This window comes from Microbispora bryophytorum, assembly GCF_043197435.1.
Classification (GTDB): domain Bacteria; phylum Actinomycetota; class Actinomycetes; order Streptosporangiales; family Streptosporangiaceae; genus Microbispora; species Microbispora bryophytorum.
The window spans coordinates 77459-97409 of record NZ_JBICTF010000004.1 but is presented as its reverse complement, the minus strand read 5'-3'; the positions used below and the strand labels follow the sequence as shown (position 1 = coordinate 97409).

General features: G+C 70.8%; 23 protein-coding genes. 5 read left to right on the top strand and 18 right to left on the bottom strand.

Features of this window, described 5'->3' with window-relative positions; translation table 11 throughout:
• Together ACGFIB_RS13925 and ACGFIB_RS13920 are read right to left on the bottom strand one after the other, a co-directional pair.
• A complete protein-coding gene (locus tag ACGFIB_RS13925) occupies positions 1-414 on the bottom strand; it encodes a Fur family transcriptional regulator (RefSeq protein WP_357027618.1) in 414 nt (137 codons plus the stop codon).
• A gap of 384 nt (positions 415-798) precedes the next feature.
• Positions 799-1290 carry an FABP family protein gene (locus tag ACGFIB_RS13920; RefSeq protein WP_357251424.1) on the bottom strand — a complete coding sequence of 164 codons (492 nt, stop codon included), beginning with the start codon at positions 1288-1290 and terminating at the stop codon, positions 799-801.
• Positions 1291-1408: 118 nt separating this feature from the next.
• Here ACGFIB_RS13920 and ACGFIB_RS13915 point away from each other — a divergent pair, with 118 nt between their 5' ends.
• Positions 1409-1771, top strand: coding sequence for a DsrE family protein (locus ACGFIB_RS13915; RefSeq protein ID WP_142574384.1), 363 nt, complete (start codon positions 1409-1411; stop codon positions 1769-1771).
• A gap of 22 nt (positions 1772-1793) precedes the next feature.
• On the opposite strand, the gene ACGFIB_RS13910 is transcribed toward ACGFIB_RS13915, so the two are convergent.
• The 5 genes from ACGFIB_RS13910 to ACGFIB_RS13890 form a co-directional block, all read right to left on the bottom strand.
• Entirely contained in the window at positions 1794-2501 is a 708-nt protein-coding gene (locus tag ACGFIB_RS13910) for a type 1 glutamine amidotransferase (protein ID WP_357251421.1), read from the bottom strand.
• Positions 2491-3765 carry a MurT ligase domain-containing protein gene (locus ACGFIB_RS13905; protein WP_142574382.1) on the bottom strand — a complete coding sequence of 425 codons (1275 nt, stop codon included), beginning with the start codon at positions 3763-3765 and terminating at the stop codon, positions 2491-2493. The genes ACGFIB_RS13910 and ACGFIB_RS13905 overlap by 11 nt, the downstream gene beginning before the upstream one ends.
• A 93-nt stretch (positions 3766-3858) precedes the next feature.
• The gene (locus ACGFIB_RS13900) at positions 3859-4413 is read right to left on the bottom strand and encodes a DinB family protein (RefSeq protein WP_393371689.1); all 555 of its coding nucleotides are present in this window, start codon (positions 4411-4413) and stop codon (positions 3859-3861) included.
• Between the two features lie 43 nt (positions 4414-4456).
• Positions 4457-7546 (bottom strand): ATP-binding protein, encoded by a 3090-nt coding sequence (locus ACGFIB_RS13895; RefSeq protein WP_357251415.1) that lies wholly within the window; start codon positions 7544-7546, stop codon positions 4457-4459.
• 126 nt (positions 7547-7672) lie between these two features.
• Positions 7673-9625 (bottom strand): hypothetical protein, encoded by a 1953-nt coding sequence (locus ACGFIB_RS13890; protein WP_393371686.1) that lies wholly within the window; start codon positions 9623-9625, stop codon positions 7673-7675.
• Positions 9626-9770: 145 nt separating this feature from the next.
• Between ACGFIB_RS13890 and ACGFIB_RS13885 the strand changes: the two genes are divergently transcribed.
• Genes ACGFIB_RS13885 through ACGFIB_RS13875 form a run of 3 tightly spaced genes read left to right on the top strand, consistent with a single transcriptional unit; the run spans position 9771 to position 12039 of the window.
• On the top strand, positions 9771-10427 hold the full coding sequence (locus ACGFIB_RS13885; RefSeq protein ID WP_142574378.1) for a hypothetical protein: 657 nt from the start codon (positions 9771-9773) through the stop codon (positions 10425-10427).
• Positions 10427-11104 (top strand): DUF4352 domain-containing protein, encoded by a 678-nt coding sequence (locus ACGFIB_RS13880; RefSeq protein WP_357251412.1) that lies wholly within the window; start codon positions 10427-10429, stop codon positions 11102-11104. The genes ACGFIB_RS13885 and ACGFIB_RS13880 overlap by 1 nt, the downstream gene beginning before the upstream one ends.
• Positions 11101-12039: a hypothetical protein gene (locus tag ACGFIB_RS13875; protein WP_393371681.1), complete on the top strand. Its 939-nt coding sequence runs from the start codon at positions 11101-11103 to the stop codon at positions 12037-12039. Before ACGFIB_RS13880 ends, ACGFIB_RS13875 begins: the two co-directional genes overlap by 4 nt.
• On the opposite strand, the gene ACGFIB_RS13870 is transcribed toward ACGFIB_RS13875, so the two are convergent.
• The 11 genes from ACGFIB_RS13870 to ACGFIB_RS13820 form a co-directional block, all read right to left on the bottom strand.
• Positions 11993-13333 (bottom strand): hypothetical protein, encoded by a 1341-nt coding sequence (locus ACGFIB_RS13870; protein WP_393371678.1) that lies wholly within the window; start codon positions 13331-13333, stop codon positions 11993-11995. The genes ACGFIB_RS13875 and ACGFIB_RS13870 overlap by 47 nt on opposite strands.
• Before the next feature lie 30 nt (positions 13334-13363).
• Positions 13364-13798: a type II toxin-antitoxin system VapC family toxin gene (locus tag ACGFIB_RS13865; protein ID WP_142574374.1), complete on the bottom strand. Its 435-nt coding sequence runs from the start codon at positions 13796-13798 to the stop codon at positions 13364-13366.
• The gene (locus ACGFIB_RS13860) at positions 13788-14015 is read right to left on the bottom strand and encodes an AbrB/MazE/SpoVT family DNA-binding domain-containing protein (protein WP_393371675.1); all 228 of its coding nucleotides are present in this window, start codon (positions 14013-14015) and stop codon (positions 13788-13790) included. The genes ACGFIB_RS13865 and ACGFIB_RS13860 overlap by 11 nt, the downstream gene beginning before the upstream one ends.
• Before the next feature lie 114 nt (positions 14016-14129).
• Positions 14130-14429, bottom strand: a complete 300-nt coding sequence (locus tag ACGFIB_RS13855) for a DUF1416 domain-containing protein (protein ID WP_142574372.1) — start codon at positions 14427-14429, stop codon at positions 14130-14132.
• Entirely contained in the window at positions 14429-15268 is an 840-nt protein-coding gene (locus ACGFIB_RS13850; RefSeq protein WP_142574371.1) for a sulfurtransferase, read from the bottom strand. Before ACGFIB_RS13850 ends, ACGFIB_RS13855 begins: the two co-directional genes overlap by 1 nt.
• Entirely contained in the window at positions 15265-15675 is a 411-nt protein-coding gene (locus ACGFIB_RS13845) for a DUF4395 domain-containing protein (RefSeq protein ID WP_393371671.1), read from the bottom strand. Before ACGFIB_RS13845 ends, ACGFIB_RS13850 begins: the two co-directional genes overlap by 4 nt.
• Positions 15676-15848: 173 nt before the next feature.
• Positions 15849-16214, bottom strand: a complete 366-nt coding sequence (locus ACGFIB_RS13840; RefSeq protein WP_223853970.1) for a thioredoxin family protein — start codon at positions 16212-16214, stop codon at positions 15849-15851.
• A gap of 163 nt (positions 16215-16377) precedes the next feature.
• Positions 16378-17403 (bottom strand): zf-HC2 domain-containing protein, encoded by a 1026-nt coding sequence (locus tag ACGFIB_RS13835; RefSeq protein ID WP_393371668.1) that lies wholly within the window; start codon positions 17401-17403, stop codon positions 16378-16380.
• The gene (locus ACGFIB_RS13830) at positions 17400-17912 is read right to left on the bottom strand and encodes a sigma-70 family RNA polymerase sigma factor (RefSeq protein ID WP_244311171.1); all 513 of its coding nucleotides are present in this window, start codon (positions 17910-17912) and stop codon (positions 17400-17402) included. Before ACGFIB_RS13830 ends, ACGFIB_RS13835 begins: the two co-directional genes overlap by 4 nt.
• A gap of 61 nt (positions 17913-17973) precedes the next feature.
• A complete protein-coding gene (locus ACGFIB_RS13825; RefSeq protein ID WP_357264642.1) occupies positions 17974-18654 on the bottom strand; it encodes an LmeA family phospholipid-binding protein in 681 nt (226 codons plus the stop codon).
• Positions 18655-18717: 63 nt separating this feature from the next.
• Complete coding sequence (locus ACGFIB_RS13820) at positions 18718-18966, bottom strand: MoaD/ThiS family protein (protein ID WP_142574366.1); 249 nt, start codon at positions 18964-18966, stop codon at positions 18718-18720.
• Between the two features lie 247 nt (positions 18967-19213).
• Here ACGFIB_RS13820 and ACGFIB_RS13815 point away from each other — a divergent pair, with 247 nt between their 5' ends.
• A complete protein-coding gene (locus ACGFIB_RS13815; RefSeq protein ID WP_357251393.1) occupies positions 19214-19921 on the top strand; it encodes a winged helix-turn-helix transcriptional regulator in 708 nt (235 codons plus the stop codon).
• Positions 19922-19951 lie beyond the last annotated feature (30 nt).

Genomic DNA, 19951 nt, shown 5'->3' with positions numbered 1-19951 from the left:
TCAAACTCTGCATTTGTGACAATGCCCGAAGACGGTTAGATGGCGGACATCGGTGGCGAAACCTAGTTCCGCGTCGAGGGCCGAGACGAGGCCGTCCACCATTTGGGGGGCCACCTCGGTGACCTCGCCGCACCCCCGGCAGACGAGGTGGACGTGGTCGGCCTCGGAGGCGAGGTGATAGGTGGGAGCGCCGTGGCCGAGATGCGTGTGCGTGACCAGCCCAAGCTCCTCCAGGAGCTCAAGGGTCCGGTAGACGGTCGAGATGTTGACGCCTCTGGCCGTCTGCTGCACGCGGCAGCAGATGTCCTCGGGCGTGGCGTGCCCCAGCTCGGTGACCGCTTCCAGCACGAGCTGCCGCTGGGGAGTGATCCGGTAGCCGCGGGCCCGCAGCTCCTCGTGCCAAGTCTCGGCCATGCCCAGAGTGTAAGTCGTGCCCGCCGGAACACGCCCTTCGTCGGCCCCTCACCGTCGCCGCCGGGAGGCTCCCCGGCTGTCGCGGGAGGGGCGCGAAGTTCATCGCATTAATCGTTTGCCCGCGCGCGGGGTGCTCGCATAGCGTGAAGGCACGCAGAAGGGAGGTGGTCCAGACAATGGTTGATCATTCTTGGGCTAGCGAGGTGGCTGTCCGCTAGGACTCGTCCATCTGGACCTTCCGTCTGGATGTCGTACGACGTCCCGGCGAATCCTCGACAGACACCGGAACCCCGGGCAGCCGGCGGCCGCGACTTGCGTCACGGCCATGGTCCAGCCGGCCCGCCTCACAGGAGGCGGAGCGAGCCCGGGGTTCTTTCTTTTCTCCTACTCGTCGAAGTCGCCGGCCCGCTTGAGCTCCGCCGAGGCGTGCGACTGCAGCGGGTGCCCCATCGCCGCCATGTCGTAGGCGTACATGAGGTTGCCGTTGACCAGGCCGTAGAGCCGGTGCCCCGCGTTGTAGTCCTTGGCCGTCGTGGTCCGCGCGACCACGTCCGTACGCAGCTCGATCTTGTGGAAGACGACCTCTCCCAGGTAGATCTCCACGATGCCGGTCGGATGCGCGAGGCACACCTCGATCTGGCGCTCGGGCTGAATCCGCCAGAACCCCGTCTCCGTGGACAGAGGCCGGACCTTGGCGCCCTCGGCGTCGAGCAGCCACGTGCGGCTCTGATAGGTCAGGAACGGCTTCCCGTTGTGCCCGAAGACGATCTCCTGGCCGAAGTTGGCGCTCTCCATGGTGGGATAGCCGATCACCCCGGCCCCCTCCCAGCGGCCCAGGAGGAAGGCGATCGGCTCGAGGTCGGGATGTACGTCCATGGAGACGAGCTTAGAGGCGCGCGAGCGGCCCCTCGCACCACACGCGGCATGCCCCGATTGCCCAACTTGTACGGCACGCGGCGGCACACCGGCGACCCCGGCGGACTAGGCTCGCAGCATGGCACGATCACTGGTCATCAAGGTCACGGCCGGGGCGGACGCCCCGGAGCGTTGCAACCAGGCCTTCACGGTCGCGGCGTCCGCACTGGCGAGCGGTGTCCCGGTCTCCCTGTGGCTGACCGGCGAATCCTCGTGGTTCGCGCTGCCGGGACGGGCCAAGGAGTTCGCCCTGGCCGAGGCCGCCCCGCTGGAGGACCTGCTCGACGCCGTGCTCGTCGCGGGCAGGGTCACGCTGTGCACCCAGTGCGCCGCCCGCCGGGGCATCACCGTGGACGACGTGATCGACGGCGTGCGCATCGCCGGGGCCCCCACGTTCGTCGAGGAGGCCCTGGGCGAGGGCGTGCAGGCGTTGATCTACTGACCGGCCGGGACCTACCGCCTGGTCAGTTCGGCAGCACCGCCCGCAGGCGCTCGTCGCGCAGCGCCTGATACCAGCCGTCGTCGATCGGGGGCAGCGGTCCGGTCACCCAGCTCAGCAGCAGGTCGGCCAGCGCGGGGTTGCGGGCGAGCGCCGGCCCGTGCAGGTAGGTGCCGATGACACGGCCCGCGTAGCAGCCCTCCGTGCCGTCGCCGTTGCCGATGCCGGTCAGGGTCCGCGACAGCGGGCGCACGCCGGGGCCGAGCCTGGTCACGCCCATGTGGTTCTCGAAGCCCGTCAGCGTGGGCAGCCCCAGCGCGGGGTCCACGTCGGCGGCCAGCTCGCCGACCGCGCGCCGCTCGCCCCGCCCCGAGCTGATGTCCAGCAGCCCGATGCCGGGCACCGGCTGCCCTTCCTCGCCGCCGAACACCGTGCCCATGATCTGGTAGCCGGCGCAGACCGCCAGAAGGGCCGCACCGCGCTGGATCGCGGCCTGCAGGCCGCCGTCCCGGCGCAGCCGCTCGGCCCCGAGGATCTGCGGCCGGTCCTCGCCGCCGCCGATCAGGTAGACGTCGCCCTGCTGCGGCACGGGGTCGGACGACCGTACGTGGACGGTCCTGGTCTGGATGCCCCGGGCCTGGGCCCGCTGCTCCAGCACCAGGACGTTGCCCTGGTCCCCGTACGTGCTGAGGAGGTCGGGATAGATCCAGACGATGGACAATTCAGACTGCACGGCCGAACTCCGCTCGGATCTGCTGGAACGCGGTGTAGTTGGCGATCACGTCGATCTTGCCGGGTGCGAGGAGGCCCACCGCCTGCTCGAACGAGTCGCAGAGCTGGAAGGGGACCCCGGCCACGGTCAGCCGCAGCGCGAGGTCGAGGCGGCGCTCGCCGGTGACGAGCACGGGCCTGCCCCGCAGGATGCGGTAGTCGACGTCCCACAGCCAGGAGGTGTCGCGGCCGTCCGGCCCCTGCGCGTTCACCGACAGGATGATCGGCAGCGCCGGGTCGGCGACGTCGAACGCCTCCAGCCAGCCGGCCGGGTTCTTGGCCAGCAGCAGCCGCAGCGACCGGCCGTCCCGCTCGACGGTCGTGTAGCGCCCGGCGACGGAGGTGACCGTACGCAGTCTGGGCAGCGCCCGGGCGGGGTCGAGGCCGAGGGTCTCGGCGACCGCCAGCGCCATGGCGGCGTTCGCCCGGTTGGCCTGGCCGGGAAGCTGGATGTCCAGGCGCCAGTGCTGGCCCCGGGGATCGGTCACGTACTCGCCGTCGAGCACCCAGTTGGGCTCGGGCCGGCGGAAGGTGCACTCGCGGCACGCCCAGTTGGTGTCGGCCATCTGGGCCGCGGTGAGGCCCTGACCGCCGTTGCCGAACCCGGAGCGGTCGAGCGGGCCGCCGCACTCGGGGCAGCACCAGGAGTCCTCGCGCCAGCGCTGGCCCGCCGCCACCCAGGTGACCCGGGCGGCGGTGGACGCGCCCCAGGTGACCAGCGGGTCGTCGCAGTTGGCGATCACGTGCACGGGCCTGCCGGCGAGGGCGCGGCGCCACTTCTGGGCCAGCAGCCAGATCTCGGCCGCCCGGTCCATCTGGTCGCGGCTCAGGTTCATGAGGCAGAGGATGCCGGCGTCGGTCGTGTCGAGGACCTCGGGGAGGTACTTCTCGTCGACCTCCAGCACGCCGTACGGCGCATCCTTGTTGGAGGCGAGCGCCGACACGTGCCCGGCGGGCATGTTGGCGCCGAAGGCGTTCGTCGCCACGTCGCCGAACTCCTGCAGCGCCGAGGTGATCAGACGCGTCGTCGTGGTCTTGCCGTTCGTGGCGCTGACCAGGACGAGCTTGCGGTCGGCCGCGAGCTTGCGCAGCAGGTCGGGCTCCAGCATGAGGCCGACCCTGCCGCCGATCACCGAGCCGTCGCCACGCCCGGTGGCCCTGGACAGCGTCGCGGCCGTGCGGCCCAGGGCGCTGGCGAGCTGCGCCCGCAACGGAAGCTGACTCATGCCGAGATCCTAACCGCGCCCGGAGCCTGCGCCGACGTAGCGGTGCCCGCCGTGGCCCCGCGCCGGTCGTCTCACCGGCGACTTCCGGCCGCCCTATGCCGTTGCGTGAGAACCGGGCCGCTGGGCGCGGTAGAGGTCGCGGAGCAGCGCGACCTCGGCCCCGTGGTGGATGATTTCCCGGTTCACATGCAAGATCACGTCGGCGAAGGGGAAGCGGCCGTCGAGCGTTCCCGGTGGACCGTCGCTGCGCCGCCCCAGCATGCTGTCGTCCGCCGCGGCGAGGCCGTCGGTCCAGTCGGCGTACGCGCTGTCCAACCAGGCCAGCCCCTCGGCCGCGGTCGGCCCCGGCCACCGGATCCGATCCATCGTCAGCGTGCCGTCTCCGAAGTGGAAGTCGGCCCGCTGCGCCAGCGTCTGGCCGATGTGCGCCAGCCGCCAGGCGATGGTGGTCAGCGGCGCCGGGTCGGGCGCCGGAAACGCCCAGTCCAGTGCGGAGGCGCCGTCGGGCCGCGCGCGAATCGACCAGCATCCCTCCGCCGGCTCCCACAGGTATTCGGCGTCGGTGAGGCCGGACAGGCGTGGCCGTAGCTGGTGCTCCCAGTGCCAGGTGAGTTGGGACGTGAGTCGCCGCAGACGGCTGTTCGACATCGGCTCTCGGGCTCCCTTCCGGAGGGGGGTGAGAGGGGTGGGATCACGATCCGAAGGACAGCTCCGCGGGAGTGTCGCCGTCGAACGGCAGGACGAACCGGCGCGGCCAGGACAACACGGTCTCCAGCCAGCCCGCGCTCATCGTCTGGGCCACGTATTTGACCCGTTCGCGCGGCTCGACCCCGATGGCGACCGTCGTCACGTCGCGCTGGATGCCCTCGTGCTCGTCGTCGCCCAGGATGACCCGCCAGGCCAGGGCCCGGTTGCGGTCCACCTCCATCGACAGCGGGTGGTGGCGCAGCGCCTTGGCGCGGTGGCCGAGCAGCTCGGTGCGCACGCCGACCGCGACCCCGCCCTCGGCCGGCTCGGCGCCGTTGACCCCCTGATGCGGGTACGGCCGACCGGCCGGGTCGGTGCCGAACAGCGGATACTCCATCGCCGGGGCCGGGCTGCGCAGGTTGGGCGCGGGATGGCCGAACGGGAACAGCCGGTCCACCTCGTGCAGCCAGCGGACCTGCGGGATCACCCAGGCCGCGCCCGGCCGCTCGCCCGCCCGCATCGGCGGCTCGCTCTCCCCGCCGTCCGCCTGGCCCGCCGCGAGCAGCCCGGCGGCGACCTCGGCGGCCTTCTCGGTGAGCAGCGCGGGGTCGAACCACGTCCGCAGCGACCAGGCGCGGCGCGCGACCGACCGCTCGGCCAGCGTGGCCAGCAGGCACTCGCGCCGCTTGGCCGGCAGCTCCGCCCAGATGTCGGCGAGCACGCGCGGCACGCCCGGCAGCGACCGGTTCGTCACGAACGCCAGGACGACCGTGTCGGTCCAGATCCGCAGCCACGCCCACTCCGGGGCCACCGCGAGCAGGTCGGCCTCGCGCAGCTCGACCAGCGTGCACGCCTTCCCCGTGCGGCACTCGCGCCCGCAGGCGGCCGAACGGCGCCCGCAGATCGGCGGCACCGGGCCGAGCGTCTCGCGTTCGCGGTCCTCGCCCAGCGGCACCTGGACGCGCAACGGGCGGTCCATGCCGTCGGCGAACACCGCGGCGAAGCCCGGCTGGAGCGACACCACCTGGCGCGACTGGTCCTCGCTCAGGTTCATCGCCGCGCCGACGAGCGCGCGGTCGTCCTCGGCCGGAAGCCGGTGCACGACCTTCAGCGCGGTGTTCTTCACCACGTCGGAGACGAGCTTGGTGGGGATCTGCTCGGCCACGATGATGCCCTCGCCGTACGCCCTGATCTCGGCGAGCATCCCGGCCAGCAGCTCGACGGCGTGCGTGGAGGCCCGCTGGGAGCCCCGGTCGCGCAGCAGCCGGTGGGCCTCCTCGATGACGATGACGTGCCGCAGGCCGCCCGCGCCGTCCTCGCCCCGCGGTTCCGAGCGGGCGCGCATCCGCAGGTGCTCCACGATGCGGATGATGAGCGTGCCCATGAGGAACGCCTTGTCCTCGTCGTTGGCCACGTCCTCGATCGCGAGCACGACGTTGCGCTGGAGCAGGCCGCCGATGTCGGCCGGGTGGCCGCCCTCGAAGAACCGGCCCGCGCTGCCGACGCGCAGGCTGCGCAGGCGCAGGCTGATGAAGCCCTCGACGTCGGCCTGGACCTCGTTGCCGTACCCGATCTCCTGGATGACCTCCAGCGCGTGCTGCTGGAGCTGCTCCAGGGTCGGCACGGCCGGCTGCACGGCGGCCCCCGGGATGCCGCCCCCGGTGACCACGTCCCAGCCGTTGGCCTCGTAGACGCGCTGCAACGCCAGCGACATGATCTGCGGGAACGGCTCCTCGGCGTCGAACGCCGCCATGAACAGCGCCCTGACCATGTCGATGTGGGCCTGCACGGGGTAGCCGGGCTCGGGCGCGAGCGGGTTGATGCTGATCGGCACGTTGTCGGGCGCCGAGGGGTTGATGACGGTCAGCGGCGCCAGGTGCTCGACCCGGCCGGCCATCGCGGCGTACTCCGACTTGGCCGGCTCGATCGCCAGCCACGGGATGCCCGCCTTGGTGAGCTGCTCAAGCAGGTGACGCACGGTCTGCGACTTGCCCGAGCCGGTGGCGCCGGTGACGAAGGCGTGGCGGTTCAGCGTGGCCAGCGGCACCCGGAACATCCCGACGGCGCGGTCCTGCCCGTCGACGATCGCGCCGAGGTCGACGGTCTCCGCCGAGCCCTCGACCTCCGTCTCGCTCGTCACGTCGAAGAAGCCCGCGTCGAGCACCCGGACACCCGGCACCTCACGGCGCGGCAGCCCGGCGAGCGCGGCGAGCGCCCCGGCCGTCGCCGCGAACGGCGCCGCCGCGCCGTCGGCTGAGTCCTGCAGGTTGACGGCCAGCGCCTCGTTGAAGCCGTATACCGACTCGCAAGTGCCGTCGCCGGTCAGGGCGGGCAGCGACATCGCGCTGCGCAGCCGGTAGGGGTGGTGGCTCATCTCCACCGAGCCGACCAGCACCGGAGCGATCTGGCGCAGCTCGTCGGGGCCGGCCGCGCCGGCGAGCACCCGGACGTTCCACAGGCCGGCCTCGCGGAAGGCATCCAGCTCCTGCATCCTGCGCTCGGCCCGCTCGGCGTCGAAGCGCGAGCGCTCCGAGGCGTCGCCATACTGGCGCAGCACGTTGAGCTGGGTGCGCAGGTGGGCCACCTCGGCGTCGAGCAGGTCGGTCGGCTCGGCGACCACCACCCACGCGAACGGCCGGGACATGAGCGTGACCAGCGTCGACTCGAACAGCGTGGGCCGTTTGGTCTCGTCGGGCTCCGGCTCGCGCCTGCCGTAGAGCGGCGGGGCCTGCCGGCCGGGGCACGGCGTCCAGACGAGGTCGGCGAGGTCGGCCAGCCACTCGTCGCCGATCTCCACGCCGCGCGCGCCGCCGGGGAACAGCAGCGGCTGCGGGCCGGTGACCGGCGGCTCCGGCGTGGTGGCCGCGCGCTTCGGCGGCTTGGGCGGCGTGAGCGGTCCCGCGTTGGTGATGAGCTCCAGCGGCGCACCCGAACCCCGCGACAGCCAGCCGATGACGAACGGCCGGTTGCGCTGGGCGGCGGACAGGACCGCGGGCAGCACCGTGACGAAGTCCCACTCCGCGGACGAACTACGCGATGGGGCGGTGATCGCCTGGATCCGGTACCACGGCCCGCTCAGGGGAAACGGCTGCATCAGACCCCTCAGGTGACGACGAACAGGGGAGAGACTCCTCGAACGATCACGCTCGCACACCCCGGTTGACGATGCTCTTACCGACAGCGGACCGTGTCATGGTCGCATGTGACGTTTCGTGAGTGGTCATGACCGCTTGCGCCAGTCGAGCCGAGGCGGCGGCGGGCCCAGATTGGGGGGCAGGTTCGGCGGCACATCGGGCAGCACGGGCTCCTCCGGCTCCGGCTCCGGCTCGGGCTCGGGCTCGGGGGGCGCGAGGGCGGCCCTCCGGATCTCCTCGAACTCCCCCAGCGTCGTCTTGGGGAAGGTGAGTATCGCCGGATTCGCATCCGCGAGGCGCACCTGGCGTCCCTCCGCGGTCGAGTAGGTGACGATCACGGAGGTCGTGGGGAGCTGCTGGAGCTGGTGCGGCTCGACCAGGAACTCCCGCGACCGCTGCAGGACCCCGTCGGCGACCGTGGGGGCGCGCCGTCCCCACTCGGTCGACTCGGTGATGTCCTCCCGCAGGTCGCCGTCGCCCTTCTCCTCCCCCTCCGTACGGCTCTCGCCGACGGTGGAGGTGTAGAAGCCGCTCGGGCCGTTGACCGCCGAGCTGAACGTCTCGGTGAGCTGGGCGAGCTCCAGACGGTGCTCAGTGCCGACGTGCTCGCTGGCCACCCGGGCGTCCTCGGCGTTGCCCAGGCGCATGAACGCGACCGCCGCGTGTCCGCGGCCGAGCCGCTCCCGCACGGTCGGGGTGAGGCTGCGGTAGGTCAGCACGAGCCCGGTGCGCGAGGTCTCGCAGGCGTCCATGAGCCGGTCGAGCACGTCGCCGCGCAGCTTGTCCGCGCCGGCCACGATGATCGTGTGATACCAGGGCCGCTCGCTGGCCGGCGACTGGCGCAGGATGTGCGTGAGCGCGGTCGCGACGTAGGTCCCGAGGACCCGGTTGCCGAAGACCCCCGCCTGCCGGTCCATACTGACGACCCGCAGCCGCGCGGGCGGCAGCCGTACGGCCTGGGAGCCCAGCGTCTCCAGCTTGCGCAGCTGCGATTCCAGCGCCCAGGCACGCTCGATGACCACCCGGTCGGCCACGCCCCGGCCGAACAGCATGCCGATGCGTTCGAGCTGCGACGCCGTGAGCAGGCCGCCCTTCATGTCGTCGCGCGGGTCGCCCACCTGTGCGAGCGCCCGCAGGGCGGCGGTGACCTGGCTGATCGTCGCGTTCTCGCCCAGGACCTCGAGCACGCGCTCCAGGATCGCGTTGTCGAAGCCGATGTCCCTGCTGGTCTCCTCGCTGACGCTCACCACGTGGGCGAGCACGTCGGCGAACGCCTCGGGCTTGAGGGTCGCGCCGAGGTCGAGCCGGGGCAGGTCCACCGGGAGCACCCAGACGAGCGGGTCGTCCCCGCCCCTGCGCGCCAGCTCGATCAGATCCTTGGCGATCGCGCCCTCCGACAGGTCGAGCACGGTCAGGTGGCCGCCGCTGTAGAGCCGGGTCGCGCCGATCAGCGTGAGCAGCGCCGACCAGCCGGTCAGCGTGCCCCCGGCCACGTCGACCCGGTCGATGTCGTCGGGCACCGCCACGGCGTACCAGTTGATCTGCTGGTCGAAGCGGTTCTTCTTCTCGGCCCAGTCGCGGTATTTCGCGGCGTGTTCCTCCTGGGCCGTGACGATCTCCTGCCGGCGGCGCTCCTGCTCCCGCAGGGCCTTGCGGCGGCGCGCGTCGAGCCGCTCGTTGACCGTGCGGTCGCCCTGTCTGATGGCGTAGGTGCAGATGGCGGCCACGCCGCCCGCGGCGACCAGGCCCAGCATCACGAACGACCAGTTCAGCAGGCCGGTCACGCCGAGGACGAGGATCCCCGCGGCCACCACGGCCATGAACGTACGGAAGATCTTGACCGGGCGGTTGAGCAGGTCCTTCTGGAGCCGCTCGCGGTGGATCCACTCGGTGTCGGCGTCCGCCGGAGGCTCGGTGACATCCTCCCTGGCCGGTCGCTTCGGCGGCGGCCCGGGATCCGGGTACAGCAGCGCATACTGCCAGCCCAGGTAGATCCGATCCGCCTGCAACTGGGCATGCTCGGGGTGCGGGTCGCCCACGGGCCCTCCATGTCCGCCTCGGTCACAGCGTAGGAGCTGGAAGCCCTGTCAGGGCGCGCTTCTCGCCATTCGGACGTATTTCCACGCGAGGGGTCGAACCATTGCGGCCAATGGGGCAACTGTGGTCGTACTACCATCGCTTGCCATGACGTCATCCCCCAATGGCGCCCGCCGACGACGCCCGGTCATCGTCCCGGTCGCCCTCGCGCTGGCCGTGGTGGGCGTCGGCGTCACCGCCGCCTTCGGCGGCTTCAAGGACGCCCCGGACAAGCCCCCGGCGACGGTCTCGCCCGGAGACATGATCGACCAGGGGCTGTTCCACACCCAGTTCATCAAGGCGATCGACATCACCGAAAAGGGCGACTTCGGTACCGACAAGCGCTACCTGGAGCTCGTCCTCAAGGTCACCAACGTGGGCGACAGGACCGCCTCGGTCGGGGTCATGCCCGAGGCCGGGAGGTACTCGCCGTTCGGCTCCTTCGCCGGTTCCCTCCTGCGGACCCGTCCGGAGATCAAGACCGAGTACGGCCCCGAGGTCTCCGTGCTCAGTCTCGGCGTCGAGAGCCACCAACTGCATCCCGGCATCACCACCACAGTCGTGGTGAAGTACGAACTCGAGCCCACCGCGACCGCGCCGCCGGAGATCAGCCTCGACGTGGGCTCGTTCGCCTACGAGCAACTCGGACTGCTGAACCAGGGTTATGACTGGATGCTCGCAGGCGCGTACACGGACGAGAAGGGCACCTTCGAACCCGAGGTGGCCACGCGGATCACCCTTCCCGTACGGAAGGAGACCAGCTGATGGCGGCCACGCAGACGGACAACCGTGTCTCCCGCCGCGCGGTCCGCGCCAAGCCGCCGAGGCGCGGTTCGGGGCGGCGGATCGCCGCGGGAGTGGCCGGGATCGTGCTCGCGGCGGCCGCGGTCTACGCACAGCAGCACTTCTCGATGTCCTTCGAGCAGCGCACCTCCTATCTGACCTACAACGGCCGGATCGGCGAGACGGTGGAGACCAAGCGCTTCACCGTCAAGGTCCTGTCGGTCACGGCCGCCCGCGCCGTGGACACCACGGACTACTCGAACAAGGTGACCAAGGTGGCCACGAGCAATCTGTTCCTCCTGGTCGACATCTCGGCGACGAGCGCGCGTGAGCCCTTCAAGCTGAGCAGACTCGGTCCCCCCGTCCTGCTGACCGCGGACGGCCGGCGCTACCAGCCGACGGACAAGGTCAACGACACGCTGACACTGTTCAACAAGTACATCCAGCCCGGATTCTGGACCAGCGGGCTGCTCGTCTTCGAGGTGCCGGAAGACGCGGTGCCGGGCGCCGACCTCGTCTTCATCCCTCCCGTCAGCCCGTTGGTGAGCGACAACTACGCGCCAGAGGCGCAGATCGATCTGAAGCTGTCCGGCGCCGCCGCCGCCCGGCTGATCTCCCAGGCGGAGGACAACCACTCTCTCGTGAGCGAGAGCCGATGACCGAGACGCCCATGGACGGAACCCCGCCGAGGAACGGCCCGGACGCCCGCGACTGGTTCGCGCCCCCGGCCGAGCAGACCTCCGACATCACCTACAGCGGCGCGCTTCCCGCCCCCCGGCCGAGGGCGCCGCTCTCCGTGCCCATCCCCGGCACGCTGAAGCCGCCGACGGACCTGCGGGTGTGGCCGCCTCTGGAGCCCGAAGCGGAGGACAGCTCCACACAGCCTTTTCCCGCGCTGCGGACGAACCGGCAGCCGCCGCCCATGGCGCTCGCTCCCGCTCTCCCGTCCGCGCAGGCGCCCGGGGAGACGCTCGGGGAGGCGCCCACGGCGCCGCCCGCCGAAGTGTCCGCACCGGAGCCCTCAGCCCCCGCACGGCGTACGGGCCTGCTCGTGGGGGGAGCCGTGCTGTCCGTCGTGCTCGCCGTCGCCGGCCCCACGGTGTTCGGCTACCAGACGTACAAGTACGCCCGCCCCGACTACACCGTCCATGTCGTGCCACCCGGCCAGGCGGGAGTCTGGCAGCACGTGTCGTGGCGGGTGACCGTGGAGAAGGTCAAGGACCCCACCGGCAAGCCGGAGCGGTCCGACCGCCAGTGGATGAAGGTCCTGGTGACCAGGACCGCGCTCGACGCCGAGGGCGCCATTCGCCACGGGGAGCCGGCGGAGATCACGTTCACCGACCGAGCCGGGCGCACGTGGCAGGTGGAGATGGTGAACAACGAGACGCCACCCGACACCAAGGACAACGTGATCGGCACGCCGTACCGGCTGGAGATGATGGCGGTGGTCCCGCCGCCCGTGGCCGACGAAGTCGAGGTCGCGCTGCGGCCGAGCACCTACCGTAGCGTGCCCGGTCAGTCTGCCGAGGATTTCGTGAAGGACGCCTTCAGTGCGACGGAGAAGGACGATCAGGTTCTGCGGTTCCGCCGGTGACGGACGCCGCGCCCTCCGCCCGCGCCCGCGTCGCGGCCAGGTCGAAGGTGGCGGCGATCAGGCACATCGACACCAGGGTGACGACCAGGTCCACGACATAGGCGAGCGGCTCGCCGGTCGCCATCCACTGGTACGGCTCCCCGCTCGCGGTGAGATAGCGGCCCGCTCTGAGGAGATAGTCGCCGCCGATGTGCAGGCCGACGTAGCAGAGGGCGAACAGCCCGAACAGCGGGGCGCCCCCGCGCACCGTCAGGCGCAGGGAGTTGAGCAGCGGGATCCACCGCGAGGTCCAGCCGGCGCTCAGCTTCGCCAGGGCCAGACGCGTCCAGTCGTGCGTGCGCTCCAGGTGCACCGCCGCCTGCTCCAGGCGGGTCCCCCTGATCGTGGTCCGGGTGTCCTCCGCGTAGGCGCCGTAGACGAGGATGCCGACCGTCAGCCACGTGAGCGGGATGGCGAGGGCGTCGACGGCGTACGGCCAGACGCCGCCCAGCCACTCCGAGACCGACTTCCATCCCGGGACGCTCTCCTCGGCCCTGGCCGCGAGATCGTGCCAGGCCGCGACGGCGGACCGCTGGCCGATCCAGTCGGAGCGCGCCCCCACGGCTGCGGCGACCGCGTTGAGCCCGTAGAAGGCGAACGCGAGCTCCCCGAAGGTGGCGAGCATGCCGGAGATACGGCCCTCGCCCGCCTCGTGGCGGCGGCCGAAATACCACTTGACCGCGTAGGCGACGACCATCGTGGCCAGGGAGATCCTCGGGTCGAGGCTGATGAGCCCGCCCATAACTCCGCTGTCGTCGCCGCTGCCGGCATCGAGCACATACCGGTCCGGCTGCCGCATCACGTCGATGCTTGAGAACTCGCGGGCGTCGTCGGCGACGAACCCCCAGGTCGTGTAGAGGCCGGCGAAGACGAGCGCGGTCCGGTTGAGCGCGTTGAGCAGGCTCTCCTTGGCCTCGCCGGCCACACGCCGGGCCTGGGTCTCGAGCAGCGCCTCGCGGACGACGTACAGCATGCCGACGGTCGTGGCGAGCGACGTCATCACGACGAGCGTGAACAGGAACATCACCAGCACCAGCCGGGCCTGATACCACGAGCCGTGCGAGACGGTCGCGGCCAGAAGGAGCAGCGCCCAGCGCACGAGCCGTCCGGCCGAGAACCAGAAGATCAGCGGGAGGGCGCATTTCGCGATGATCCGCAGGGCGTTCAGCGGCAGCGCGTAGGGCGACAGCATCCAGGAGGCCCGGCGCGGCGCGGCATCCTGGAGGGGGGCGGCAAGTGCGGACGTTCCGGACACCTGCCGCATGCTATCGGCTCTCGCTCCTCCCTACGGAGCGATGAGCTCGACTGTGGGGAAGTAGGTCCGATATCGGGTGGTGTCGCGGGTCAGTAACCGGTATTTCCGCACCGCAGCGTGCGCGCCGATGAAGAAGTCGGGCAGTGGTGACCTCTTCTCACCCCCACGCCTGCGATAGGCGAGGAATGCCTTGCCGGCGAGGAAAGCCGCCTCGAAGGGCACGTCCTCACGCTCGTAGTCCTCGGGCGGCAACGCCTCGTCGAGGCTCTCGATGCTCGAGAAGCCGACCGACACCTCGGAGTAGACGACCGGATTGAGGATCAGCCGTCCCTCGTCCAGCGTCCGGGCCAGGGCGTCGGCGGACCAGGCCCCCCATTTGGGGTCGTCGGTGGCGACGTCGAGCAGAACGCAGGAATCCACAAGGGTGACCTGCTCGCGGACGACGCGCAGAGTACTACTCGTCACGCAGCAGTCCCATGATCTCGTCAGTGGTCATGGACGTCGTCGCACTGCCACGGAGTCGCTGCGCGGCCCGCCGGCCCCGCGTGCTGCTGCTCTCCCGGCGCATGATCCGCAGGGTGTCGCCCACTTCGACGACGTCGACCTCGTCGCCGGGGTGCAGGCCGTACTTCTCGCGGATCTCGGCGGGAATGGTCACCTGTCCCTTGCTGTTCAGTCGCATCGCGCTCATCCCCATCACGTATTACAAGTAGCACGTAATACTAGCCGTCCACAGGAAAACGCAGAAGGCCGGTGCGTTCGCGGGAACGCACCGGCCTTCTCGTCGAGCAGTGGATCAGACGGTGACCGCGAGCTGGGCGACCTCGCCGAGCTTGGCCTCGACGGGGACGTCCTTGGTGACGCCGCCGCCGGCGATGATGCGGACGGTCCACTGGCCGGGCGCGGCGAAGAACCGGAAGATGCCCTCGTCGGAGACGACGACCTCGCCGGTGAACTCGCCGCTGTGGTCCAGCAGACGGGCGTACGCCGTGCCGGCGCCGGTGACGACGCCCTGGATCACGGCCTGGTTGGACAGGTCGATGCCGGCCGGCAGCGCGACGGTCTGCTCAGGAGCAGCGCAACCCTGGATGGTCATCAGCGGGCCTCCCCCAGCTCGATCGGCACGCCCACGAGCGAGCCGTACTCGGTCCACGAACCGTCGTAGTTCTTGACGTTGGGCTGGTCGAGCAGCTCGTGCAGCACGAACCAGGTGTGCGCGGAGCGCTCGCCGATACGGCAGTAGGCGATGGTGTCCTTGGAGAGGTCCACGCCGGCGCCCGAGTAGAGCTCGCGGAGCTCGTCGTCGGAGCGGAAGGTGCCGTCGTCGTTGGCCGCCTTCGACCACGGGATGTTGCGGGCGGTGGGCACGTGGCCACCGCGCTGCGCCTGCTCCTGCGGCAGGTGGGCCGGGGCGAGCAGCTTGCCGGTGAACTCGTCGGGCGAGCGGACGTCGACCAGGTTCTGCTTGCCGATCGCGGAGACGACGTCGTCGCGGAAGGCGCGGATGTCGTTGTCGGGCTCCGAGGCCGCGTACTGCGTGGCCGGCCGCTCGACGACGTCCTTGACCAGCTCGCGGGACTCCAGCTCCCACTTCTTGCGCCCGCCGTCGAGCAGCTTGACGTTCCCGTGGCCGTAGACCTTGAAGTACCAGTAGGCGTAGGAGGCGAACCAGTTGTTGTTGCCGCCGTACAGGACGACGGTGTCGTCGTTGGCGATGCCGCGCGACGACAGCAGCGCCTCGAAGCCGGCCTTGTCGACGAAGTCGCGGCGGACCGGGTCCTGCAGGTCCGTCCTCCAGTCGATCTTCACGGCACCGCGGATGTGACCCTTGTCGTAGGCGCTGGTGTCCTCGTCGACCTCGACGAGCACGACACCGGGCGTGTCGAGGTTGGCCTCGACCCAGTCGGCGTCCACCAGAACGGCGGAGCGGCTCATTGGATTCTCCCAGGTTGTAGACGGCGAATGAGCAGGTACGTTTCGCAGCCCAGGCAGAAGCCGAACGCTGCGTTGAGGATGGCGGCCAGCAGTGCCGCTGCTGTCGCACCCAAGGCCAGTGGGGTGATCCCCGCCGCGAATCCGATCAGTCCCACCAGCGCGAACCCCAGCCCGACGGCCTGCGCGAACCGCGGTGGCGCCGCGTCCTCCATCTCGGCCGGCGGCCCCAGCCTCGGCCGTACTAACCGGCGGAAAACCAGCCCGTACGGCGACGCGCCGGCGGCGCCGAGCGCGAAGACGACCGCCTGTGCGGCGAGCAGCCAGGGATTCTGCGCGACCAGTACGACCGCGAGTACCACGCTGGTTACGGCCGCTCCGAAACGCGGGCCACGAGGGTCGATCTGCATCGTGGGGATGCTCCTGAAGGATTCATGGAAAGCGACACGAAGTCGCAGGAATCACCCTCAGGCCATGCGACAGAGCGAGGTCGCGACGCGGCAGAAGTCCACCGCGCGGCGCTTCGTGAGCAGCTCTGTCGTGGGAGTCATGACCACGACAGTACCTTCCGTCTCGGCATCTGTCACACCTTGTCCGATGCTTGAGACGGTCCGTGAGACGTGCCGTCCACGGCCGCGCCGAGCGCGCCGATGACATCGGCCTTGCGCGGCAGGCCGGACGCCCTCTTCACCACGTTGCCCGCGCCGTCGAGGACGAGCACGGTCGGGGTGCGCAGGACGCCGAATCGCCTGACCAGATCGAGGCGCGACTCCGCGTCGATCTCCACGTGGCGGACCCCGGGCACCATGGCGGCCACCTCGTCCAGGATCCGGCGCGTCGCCCGGCAGGGCTGGCAGAACGCGGTCGAGAACTGCACCAGCGTGGCACGCTCGCCGAGGTCGGCGGCGAGATCCGCGCTCGTCACCGGGGCGTGTTCCACGACCCGCATCCTTCCGTCGCGCCGTTTCAGGACCAGCCCGACGACCACGCCCAGCACGAGCGTGGTCACGACGGTCGCGATCCCTGCCATCACCGTCTGCAACCGTACGCCGGGTGCGGCTGATTCCCGCGCCGGATCACGGCGAGGTAACAGTGAGAGGTCACGGCTAGGGTCACGGCCTGGCGGTCACCAGGACGCGGCCACCCGTGTCGACGAGCTCGATCCGGTCGATCTGGCCGGGCCGCAACGCCGTCGAGCCTTCGAGGACCATCTTCTGACCGCGATATTCGCCTCTGCCCACGGTCCAGCTGCCGAGGGTCGAGACCGTGCCGTCCTTGGCGACCGCGCGCCACGTACCGACCGTGCCCGCGGGAACTCCGGCGACCCTGGCGACGACCTGCGTCCCGCCGTCGTGCGGCGCAAACCGCACGACGATGCGCGCGTCGCCGCTGCTTCCGCGCGCCTCGGACGGTGTGGCCGGCGCGGTGGCGGTCGCCTCGGCGCGCGACGGATCGGCCTTCCTCGCCATGACTCCGTCGGATGCCGTGGCCGAGGGCGCCGAGGAGGACACGGGCCCGGACGATGACAAGGGCGCGGGCGACTCCTGGGCGGCGAAGGGCTCTCCGAATGCCTCCGCCGACTTGTCGGCCCGGCCCGCCAGGTCCTGCGCCGTCTGGTCCTGGGCTGCCCGGTCCTGCGCTGCCTGATCCGGTGCAGCCTGGCCTTTCGCCGCGCGGCTCGCCTGGTCCGGGGCCGCGGCGACCGACCTCGCTGCCGTGCCCTCCGAGCCCCTCTGCGCCGCCGACACCCACGCCGTGCCTCCCACGGCCGCGACGACGACGGACGCGGCGAGCGCCAGCAGCACGCGGGACCGGCGCCCGCGCCGGGCGGACGCCGCGACCGCCGGCGCCGTGCCGGGACCTGCGCCCGCATGCGGATTGGAACCCGCATCCGCGAGAGCATTTGCCAGAACATCAGCGAAGACACCGTCGAGCACGCTGCGCGGCGGCGCGGCGGCGCGCTCGATGTCCTCGGCCGACACGCGGGCGAGCAACGGCGGCAGCCCGGACAGCTCGGCCAGCTCCGCCCGGCAGGCCGCGCAGGTGTCCAGGTGGGCCTCGACCTCGGCGGTCTCCTCGGCGTCGAGCGCCCCCAGCACGTACGCGCCGAGCGAGATCCGCACCTCCTCGCAGGTCATGGTGCCAGCCCCCGTTCCTCCAGGGCGAGCTTCAGCGCCCGGAGGGCGTAGTAGGTCCGCGACTTCACCGTTCCCGGTGGGATGCCGAGGACCTCCGACGCCTCCTTCACCGATCTCCCCCGGTAGTACGTCTCCAGGAGCACCTCGCGGTGCTCCGCTCTGAGAGAGGCCAGCGCCTCCGCCACTCCCCACGACTCGACGGCCCGTTCCAGCTCGTCGGCGGCGGGCAGCACGGCGAGCGCCTCGTCCCCCGTCTCCTGCGGCCTGGACTTGCGGGCCCGGTGCTGGTCGACGACGAGATTGCGGGCGACGGTGAACAGCCACGCGCGAACCGGGCGTCCCTGGAGCCCGGAGGGATGCCGCCAGGCCCGAAGCAGCGTCTCCTGCACCACGTCCTCCGCCCTGCCCCGATCACCGGTCAACCGCAGCACGTAGCCGTACAGCGGCCCTCCGTGATCTTCCCAAAGTGCGCGTATGAGCTCCTCGTCGGCCGTTCCGGCTGGACTCACACCCTCATCACGTACGCCGGGGCGCGATGGTTCGGCGGTGTGACGACCGTCACGCGAGCCCTCATCGGAGGGGGACATCGGACGCGGTGCCCTGCACCGCGAGCCCTTCGCTCGTCGACTTCACGCGGGTGATCCTGAGGTTGAGCGGCAGATTCTTCACCGGCACGGTGAACGAGATGTATCGCTCGGGGTTCGGCACAGGGATGCCGCCGGCGATCTTCACGTTCGTGGGCGTGAGCCGTATCCCGCCCTGGACCACCTGGATCTTCATGTCGGCGGTGACCGGCACCTGGTTCCCGAACGCGGTCACGTTGCCGGAGACGCGGAGCTCGTCACCGTCGGTGCCCTCGACCTTCATGCCGCGCGGCGCGCGGGCCGACAGGGTCTGCCGGGAGATGACCACGGTCCCCGTCACGCGGTCGGCCCTGATCTCGGCGGCCGAGGCGTTCTGGATCAGGTCGGAGAGCGGGGCGGTGACGCCGTAGAGCGTGGCGTCGATACGTTCGAGCTGCACGCCCTCCCGCTCCGTCTTCCCGATGCCGATGCTGATCTCCTCGTACCGGCCCGAGATGGCCTGGGTGAGGAACGGAATGCCCTTGACCTGCACCGACGGGGTCTCCGCCAGGTCGTACTTCGCCTCGATCTGGCGGGCGATCTCACGCTGCACCCCGACCACGGCGACCCGGTCGAGCACGACGAGCACGATGGCCAGCAGGGCCACGGCAACGACCAACTTGCGCATCCGACCCCTCCGAAGGCGCCACTGTGATCAGAGTAGTGCCTTGACGGGAGAGGCACTTGCGGCTCATCCCCCGGCGAAGGGGGGTAAAACCTCGACCACGGCACCGTCGGGAAGGTCGATCGTCGCCGGATCGCGCGTGCCCGCGGGTGCGCCGTCGACGAGGAAGGAGCACCGGCGCAGCACGCGCTCGACGGCCGGATCGCGGGAGATCCCCGCGAGCAGGTCTCCCAGCGTCTCCGCGTCGAACGGCTCCTCCGGCACGCCTGCGGCCTCCTTGGCCGCCGCCCAGTAGCGGATCGTTCCCCTGGCCATAACGTGCCGCTCCCCTCACCCTCACGTCACCTCGTGGAAGCTCACCGTCACCGTCACGTTACGGCGCTAAACCACGTGACGTGTTGTTCACACGGGTGACGCACATTGGACCCAAACTTCGTGTGAGCTACCCTACGAATTAATGGACTCGGGCGATGTGGCCCCCGGGTCCTTACGTGTTTGTACGGCTGTCGCGGTTTCCAGTGCTGCAAACGGCGCCGAGCCGACATGGTGCGAGGAGGCTCATGTGAGCAATCTGCTCCTGCTGACCAACGCTCTGGAGCCATCGGCGGAGACACTCCCGGCACTCGGACTACTGCTGCACTCGGTGCGGGTCGCACCCGCCGAGGCCTCCGCACTGATCGACACGCCCCCGGCGGACGCCATCCTGGTGGACGCGCGCCGCGAGCTCGTTCAGGCCAAGAGCCTGTGCCGGCTGCTGCGCACGACCGGCGTCACCTGCCCGCTGATGGCGATCGTGACCGAGGGCGGCCTCGCGGCGATGACGGCGGAGTGGGGCTTGGACGACGTGATCCTCGACACCGCGGGCCCGGCGGAGGTCGAGGCCCGGCTGCGGATGGCGGTCGGGCGGCTGTCGCTGGCATCCGCCGACGAGGTCCCCGACGAGATCCGCAGCGGTGACCTGTCGATCGACGAGGCCACCTACACGGCCCGGCTGCGCGGGCGCGCGCTGGACCTCACCTTCAAGGAGTTCGAGCTGCTGAAGTACCTCGCGCAGCACCCGGGCCGGGTCTTCACCCGCGCTCAGCTGCTGCAGGAGGTCTGGGGCTACGACTACTTCGGCGGCACCCGCACCGTGGACGTGCACGTACGGCGCCTGCGCGCCAAGCTGGGCGCCGAATACGAGGCGCTCATCGGAACCGTCCGCAACGTGGGCTACCGCTTCGTCCCCGATCGCGGCGAACAGAACGAGGCCGAACCCGCCAGACGCTGATGGCCCACCCCTGACGGGGGCGGGCCATCG

Bases quoted from the DNA above. Each gene is read 5' to 3' on its own strand.
- ACGFIB_RS13925 (WP_357027618.1), bottom strand. From the start codon at position 414: ATGGCCGAGACTTGGCACGAGGAGCTGCGGGCCCGCGGCTACCGGATC.
- ACGFIB_RS13920 (WP_357251424.1), bottom strand. From the start codon at position 1,290: ATGGACGTACATCCCGACCTCGAGCCGATCGCCTTCCTCCTGGGCCGC.
- ACGFIB_RS13915 (WP_142574384.1), top strand. From the start codon at position 1,409: ATGGCACGATCACTGGTCATCAAGGTCACGGCCGGGGCGGACGCCCCG.
- ACGFIB_RS13905 (WP_142574382.1), bottom strand. From the start codon at position 3,765: ATGAGTCAGCTTCCGTTGCGGGCGCAGCTCGCCAGCGCCCTGGGCCGC.
- ACGFIB_RS13900 (WP_393371689.1), bottom strand. From the start codon at position 4,413: ATGTCGAACAGCCGTCTGCGGCGACTCACGTCCCAACTCACCTGGCAC.
- ACGFIB_RS13895 (WP_357251415.1), bottom strand. From the start codon at position 7,546: ATGCAGCCGTTTCCCCTGAGCGGGCCGTGGTACCGGATCCAGGCGATC.
- ACGFIB_RS13885 (WP_142574378.1), top strand. From the start codon at position 9,771: ATGACGTCATCCCCCAATGGCGCCCGCCGACGACGCCCGGTCATCGTC.
- ACGFIB_RS13880 (WP_357251412.1), top strand. From the start codon at position 10,427: ATGGCGGCCACGCAGACGGACAACCGTGTCTCCCGCCGCGCGGTCCGC.
- ACGFIB_RS13875 (WP_393371681.1), top strand. From the start codon at position 11,101: ATGACCGAGACGCCCATGGACGGAACCCCGCCGAGGAACGGCCCGGAC.
- ACGFIB_RS13860 (WP_393371675.1), bottom strand. From the start codon at position 14,015: ATGCGACTGAACAGCAAGGGACAGGTGACCATTCCCGCCGAGATCCGC.
- ACGFIB_RS13855 (WP_142574372.1), bottom strand. From the start codon at position 14,429: ATGACCATCCAGGGTTGCGCTGCTCCTGAGCAGACCGTCGCGCTGCCG.
- ACGFIB_RS13850 (WP_142574371.1), bottom strand. From the start codon at position 15,268: ATGAGCCGCTCCGCCGTTCTGGTGGACGCCGACTGGGTCGAGGCCAAC.
- ACGFIB_RS13845 (WP_393371671.1), bottom strand. From the start codon at position 15,675: ATGCAGATCGACCCTCGTGGCCCGCGTTTCGGAGCGGCCGTAACCAGC.
- ACGFIB_RS13840 (WP_223853970.1), bottom strand. From the start codon at position 16,214: ATGCGGGTCGTGGAACACGCCCCGGTGACGAGCGCGGATCTCGCCGCC.
- ACGFIB_RS13835 (WP_393371668.1), bottom strand. From the start codon at position 17,403: ATGACCTGCGAGGAGGTGCGGATCTCGCTCGGCGCGTACGTGCTGGGG.
- ACGFIB_RS13825 (WP_357264642.1), bottom strand. From the start codon at position 18,654: ATGCGCAAGTTGGTCGTTGCCGTGGCCCTGCTGGCCATCGTGCTCGTC.
- ACGFIB_RS13820 (WP_142574366.1), bottom strand. From the start codon at position 18,966: ATGGCCAGGGGAACGATCCGCTACTGGGCGGCGGCCAAGGAGGCCGCA.